The sequence below is a fragment of the Streptococcus pluranimalium genome (genome assembly GCF_047785745.1).
Lineage (GTDB): Bacteria > Bacillota > Bacilli > Lactobacillales > Streptococcaceae > Streptococcus > Streptococcus pluranimalium_B.
Genome location: NZ_JBLOJT010000105.1, coordinates 1 through 5,883, shown reverse-complemented (window position 1 = coordinate 5,883; position 5,883 = coordinate 1). Strand labels below are relative to the sequence as shown.

Sequence of the window (5,883 nt, the reverse complement as noted above, 5' to 3'; positions counted from 1 at the left end):
TATTAGTTTCTACCGAATACGCTTTTTTGATCATAACAAAACACTCCTGTTTCTAGTTTACTAGTTTTCAACAGGAGTGTTTTTCTTATGTCTCATTTTATGTTTGCAGTGCCAACTAAGCTGGTTCTTTTATACTCGAAGAAAATCAAAATCTCACTAAGAAAAAAGCCGTAGATAGTACTGAAGTTCACCAAGGTAAACTCGACAACTTCAGATTTTGATTTTCAATGAGTATTACTATCCTAAGACAAGGGCATCGTCATTAAGCATTTGACCAGAGTTTTTATGGAAGAGATCCATGAGTTGCGAAACGTTAAGATTTTTCTTTTCATCTCCTTTGACATCAACGACAATTTTCCCTTGATATAACATCACGAGACGATTACCGTACTCAATAGCGTGTTCCATATTGTGGGTAATCATGAGCGTTGTCAAAGCATGTTCTTCTACTACTTTTTTAGTTAAAGCCATTACCATATCACTTGTTTTGGGATCAAGAGCAGCGATATGCTCATCTAAGAGGAGAATATCCGGTCTAACAAGCGTTGCCATAGAAAGCGTTAAAGCTTGACGTTGCCCACCAGATAAGAAGCCAGCATCTGTTTTCATACGATTTTCTAAACCAAGGCCTAATTCTTTTAATGCTTCTTTAAAAAGTTCACGTTCCTTATCAGTCACTGCTTTTTTGAAAATACTACGTTTTTTTCCACGAAGATAGGCAATCGCCATATTCTCTTCAATGGTTAAATTAGTTGCTGTTCCCATTCGGGGGTCTTGAAACACACGACTAATATGTTTTGAGCGAGTGGCAACCGAATCCTTCTTGATAGATTTTCCTTTAAGGGAAATCTCTCCCTCATCCATCTGGATAACACCAGCAATCGTATTAAGTAGAGTTGATTTACCAGCACCATTACCACCGATAATAGAGATAAAATCCCCCTCTTCGACATCCAAATCTAAGCCACGAAGGACATGGTTTTCATTGATCGTTCCTTTTTCAAAAATTTTATGCACGTTTTGTAAGCTAAGTAAAGACATGTTAGTTTTCCTCCGTTAGGGATTTAGATGATTTAACACCAAGTTTTGAGCGAATTTCAGGAATGTACAAAATGATAGCAAGGAGAACTGCTGATACCAGTTTAATCATTTGAGCATCCACATTAGCTGTTAGTATGACCACAATAATCAAGCGGTAAATGACAGAACCTAAAACAATAGAGATAAGGCGTTTTCCAAGTGGCAAATGTTTGATAATCACCTCAGCTAAGATCACAGAAGCCAAACCAATGATAATGGTTCCCACCCCCATATTAAGATCAGCGTAGCCATTATTTTGTGCTAACAGTGCACCAGAAAGGGCAATCAAACCATTCCCAATCATGTAGCCTAACACCTTCATTTGATTAACATTGATACCATTAGCCTGCCCCATATGGATGTTATCGCCAGTCGCACGAAGGGAAAGACCAAGCTGAGTATTTAAGAACAGCATGAGAGACAAAATAACCAAGGCAATGAAGATGACACCAATAAGAATGACAGCGTAAGTTTTATCAAGTCCCAAATCTTGAAACATGCTTACCAAGGTATTTTGCATAGAAAGAGACACATTTGAACGCCCCATTACCAAAAGATTGGTTGAGTATAATCCTGTTAAGGTGATAATCCCTGTCAACAATGGTGGAATCTTCATTTTAGTATGGAGAAAACCAGCTACAAGTCCAACCAGCATTCCTCCAGCCAAACCTGCTAGTGTTGCTAAAACAGGGTGCCAACCATTGAGGATACTAACAGAAGCTACTGCCGCACCCATAGGAAAAGCCCCTTCAGCTGATAAATCCGCAATATCTAAAATACGAAAGGTAATGAATACTCCAATAGCCATAATGGACCAAAGCAGCCCTTGTGAAATACTTGATAATACAATATCCAACATCTTATTTTCCTTTTTTCTAACCTTTATTTTTTATCTTCAACTGCTGACATATCAATGTTTAACAGTTTCGCCATCTCATCATTAACCTTTACCGTAAGGTTTTCAGGTGTTTCAACTGAAATATCTGAGACCTTTTTACCTTCTAGAATCTTAACTGCTTGACGAGCTGTTTGACGACCCAGCTCTTCAAAGTCTGGACCGTATGAGAAGAGTACACCTTTTTCAACCAAGTCTGCATTAGCTGCGTAAACTGGAATCTTCATTTCCTTGGATAACTCAGTGACAAGAGTAATAGAACTATCAATGAGATTATCCGTTGGCATGTAAAGCACTTCTGTTTGGTTCATCAGTGAACGTGCAGTATCCTGTACATCATTTGTTGAGGCAATTCCCTTTGTCACGACTTCAATGCCCTCTTTTTCGAAAACCTTTTGGGCTTCTTTGACCTGAACTTCTGAGTTACGCTCATTGGTCGTATACATAATCCCAACTTTCTTCAAGTTTGGCATAACTTTTTTCAAGAGAGCAATACGCTCCTTGGTTGGTGCCATATCGGTAGTCCCTGTTACATTACCGCCTGGCTTTTTCATACTTTTGACCAACTTAGCAGACAGAGGATCTGTCACAGCTGTAAAAGTGACTGGTACTTCTGACGAAGCTGTTGCCAATGCCTGAGCTGCAGGTGTTGCGATGCCAAGCACTAGGTCATTATCCTTAACCAACTTTTCAGAAATACTTTGAAGATTGGCTTGATCTCCTTGAGAATTTTGGTAGTCGATGACAATGTTCTTGCCATCCTCATAACCTTCCTTAGCCAACTCATCGACAAATCCCTCACGCGCCACATCTAAGGTTTCAAATTCAACGTATTGTAAGATACCAATGTGTTTAGCATCCTTATCACCTTTATCAGATGTCTGTGAACAGGCTACCAAAAATATACTAACGGCTAAAAGTCCTAAAATAGCACCAAATAATTTCTTCATGTTATTCTCCTTACTTTTTTGTAATAGAAGTGAGATCAATTCCGAACAACTCACTCATCTCATCATTGACAGTAACATCCATAAAACAAAAACCGATTAGACTATTCGCCTAACCGGTTTTCTAGGTGCATGCATAAATCCTAAAAATAGCCGCTTAGACTCATATCATCTAATCGGCTATTGACAGTTGAAAAATGCTTTAGCCTCATAGATACAAACTGGGAACGTTTGTACCTACAAGGTTACAAACGTCTATCTAAAGAAACCAAAGTAATAATATGAGTTTGCTTGAGCCATCATGGCAGACGTTTGTTTTAACATATTTCTTTCTCCTTGTGTTATGATGATTCTAAGTTTATCTTAAAAGAAATCATTTGTCAATATATTTTTCTGAATAATTCAAACATATCTTATTTTCTCACTACACAGATCCTCTATCCCCTTCTAGCGATTCGGCTAACTCTCACTTCTTATTGAGGTCTTTGGTATTAATTTTTAAGTCCTTTGCCATTTCTTCATTCACAACCAACTCGGTATCTTTAGGGTATTCGGCTGGTATGTCATTTACTTTTCGACCTTCCAAAACTTTGATAGTCATTTGAGCAGTTTGACGTCCCAATGCACGATAATTAGGACCATAAGTCATCAAACTTCCCTCTTCTACCATATCAGCTGATCCACCAAAAACGGGTATACCACTTACCCTTGATAAATCCCCTAATAAAGTCATGGTACTCGCCACAATATTATCTGTTGGCACATACAAAACGTCCGTCTCCTTCATTAACTGCTTGGCAGCATCTTGAACACCATTGGTTGATGTAGTACCTTTGACGATCATTTTATAGCCGGCTTTTTTAGTAAGGCTTTGGCATTCTCAACTTGCACTTCAGCATTTCTTTCACTAGTTGTATACATCATTCCGACTGTTTTCGCTTTAGGTAAAATTGTTTTCAATACTGTAAACAAGGGCTTCAGAGGTTTACGATTGCCGACATCTGTTACTAAACCAGCAGGATTCTTCATAGATTTGACCAATTTAGCTGAAACTGGATCTGTCACAGCTGAGAAAATGATTGGTTTATCAGTATTAGCTGCCTGAAGTGCCTGAGAGGATTGTGTCGTGAGGCCAATCACTAGATCATTATCCTTAACTAAGTTTTCAGAAATACTTTGTAAAGAAGCTTGATCCCCTTGAGCGTTCTGATAATCAAGAATAATATCCTTACCATCTTTATAACCTTGCTTTTCAAGCTCTTCCATAATACCCTTTCGAGTTTCCGTTAGAGATTCATGCTCATCTACTGCAAAATCCCTATATGCTTAACATTGGCTTGCTCACTCCTAGATGAACAAGCTCCTATCAATAGACTAGCACCAGCTAACAGTCCTAATAAACCTAACCTACACTTCATCATCGTATCCCTCCGTTATCTAAATTATCTTAATTAATTCATTAAAACCTATAGTTTTGACAATTGAAAGATATCTGATAAAAGTGTTGATAATGCCCTAGATTTTTAAAGAATGGGATCTCAAAAAAGAATCTATTATTAGTCTACTTCTATAGATACAATCAACTGCTTGTACCTACGGATACAAACATTTAATCACTATAAATACGGTCAAAAAAGAATGATGTGAATAGTGTGTTAAATGTTTTCATGCCAGTATTCCTTTCCTACTTTTTATTTACTATCTCGGATAGAATTTAAACTTATTTATCTTTTTTGATACCTGAAACGTCAATATCTAATGCCTTAGCCATATCGTCATTAACTGCTACATTCAAAGCTTCTGGGTATTGAGCAGACAGCTTAGAGACGTCTTCTCCCTCTAAAACTTTGACAGCCAGTTTAGCGGTTTGTTCCCCAAGTTTCTCGTAGTCTGGTCCATATGAGAAAAGTAATCCTTCTCCAACCATATCTGCAGAACCACCCACTACAGGAACTTTACTCTCTTTTGACAAATCTCTAAGAATAGGGATAGCACTAGCAATGATATTGTCAGTTGGTACAAAAATCAGATCTACATCCTTCATGAGACTTTTGGCTGTGTCCTGCACATCATTAGTTGATGAAATCCCCTTCTTAACAACTTTGATATCAGCTTCCTTAAAGAGTTTCTCAGCTTCTTCAACTTGAACTTCTGAATTACGCTCACTCGTGGTATACATGATACCCACTTTTTTAGCATTTGGTAGAACTTCCTGAATTAATTTAATCTGTTCATCAACAGGAGACATATCACTTGTACCAGTTGCTACGCCATCTGGTGTTTTCATCGTTTTTACCAATTTAGCAGAAACTGGATCTGTTACAGCAGTAAATAAAATGGGCGTATCTGACGATGCTGTCACTAAAGACTGAGCAGCTGGTGTAGCAATCCCTAACACCAAATCATTATCTGATACTAATTTTTCAGAGATAGATTGAAGATTAGTTTGATCTCCTTGAGCATTTTCATAAGCTATTTTAATATCTTCACCATCCTTATAACCTTCTTCTGCTAATCCTTTTTCAAAGCCCTTGCGTGCCGCTGTGAGAGATTCATGCTCCACATACTGCAGAATACCAATTTGCGGTACTTCCTTTGAACTAGTCTTATCTCCAGACTGAGAACATGCTGCTAATAATAAGGAAGCTGCCCCAAGAGTAACAATTGTTTTCCATGATTTTTTCATTTTCAAATCCTCCAAATAATTTTTTCCGTCAATAGTTAACGAAAATCAGAATCAGATGAGATAGGCTAAGAAAAGCTTAGCTACAGTCAACCAATTGAACAACATACAGTTGTGATTTTCAAAAAAATATAAGAAATATAGTCTTTTGAATTAACTTTTCTACATAACCACCTTCGACTTGTCGTACTCGAGTACTGTTCAAGCTCCTTGTTTGAAAGTTCATTCATTCGACTATAGGATGACTATCCTAAACATTTACAAAAGTATCACCATAA

At 37.6% G+C, this 5,883-nt stretch carries 3 protein-coding genes and 2 pseudogenes; all 5 read right to left on the bottom strand.

From position 1 onward, the window contains the following. Positions 1 to 237: 237 nt before the first annotated feature. A complete protein-coding gene (locus tag ACMZ6U_RS08920) occupies positions 238 to 1,041 on the bottom strand; it encodes an ABC transporter ATP-binding protein (protein ID WP_416108045.1) in 804 nt (267 codons plus the stop codon). A gap of 1 nt (position 1,042) precedes the next feature. Further along, positions 1,043 to 1,939 carry an ABC transporter permease gene (locus tag ACMZ6U_RS08915; protein ID WP_416108043.1) on the bottom strand — a complete coding sequence of 299 codons (897 nt, stop codon included), beginning with the start codon at positions 1,937 to 1,939 and terminating at the stop codon, positions 1,043 to 1,045. A gap of 23 nt (positions 1,940 to 1,962) precedes the next feature. Beyond that, positions 1,963 to 2,925, bottom strand: coding sequence for an ABC transporter substrate binding protein (locus ACMZ6U_RS08910; RefSeq protein ID WP_416108041.1), 963 nt, complete (start codon positions 2,923 to 2,925; stop codon positions 1,963 to 1,965). 463 nt (positions 2,926 to 3,388) lie between these two features. Further along, positions 3,389 to 4,340: pseudogene (locus tag ACMZ6U_RS08905) on the bottom strand (ABC transporter substrate-binding protein). Positions 4,341 to 4,645: 305 nt separating this feature from the next. Continuing rightward, positions 4,646 to 5,608: pseudogene (locus ACMZ6U_RS08900) on the bottom strand (ABC transporter substrate-binding protein); the annotation flags it as partial. Positions 5,609 to 5,883: the final 275 nt, after the last annotated feature.

What these genes read in the sequence shown, in the direction of transcription:
- ACMZ6U_RS08915 (WP_416108043.1), bottom strand. Translation starts at nt 1,939, where the DNA reads ATGTTGGATATTGTATTATCAAGTATTTCACAAGGGCTGCTTTGGTCC.
- ACMZ6U_RS08920 (WP_416108045.1), bottom strand. Translation starts at nt 1,041, where the DNA reads ATGTCTTTACTTAGCTTACAAAACGTGCATAAAATTTTTGAAAAAGGA.
- ACMZ6U_RS08910 (WP_416108041.1), bottom strand. Translation starts at nt 2,925, where the DNA reads ATGAAGAAATTATTTGGTGCTATTTTAGGACTTTTAGCCGTTAGTATA.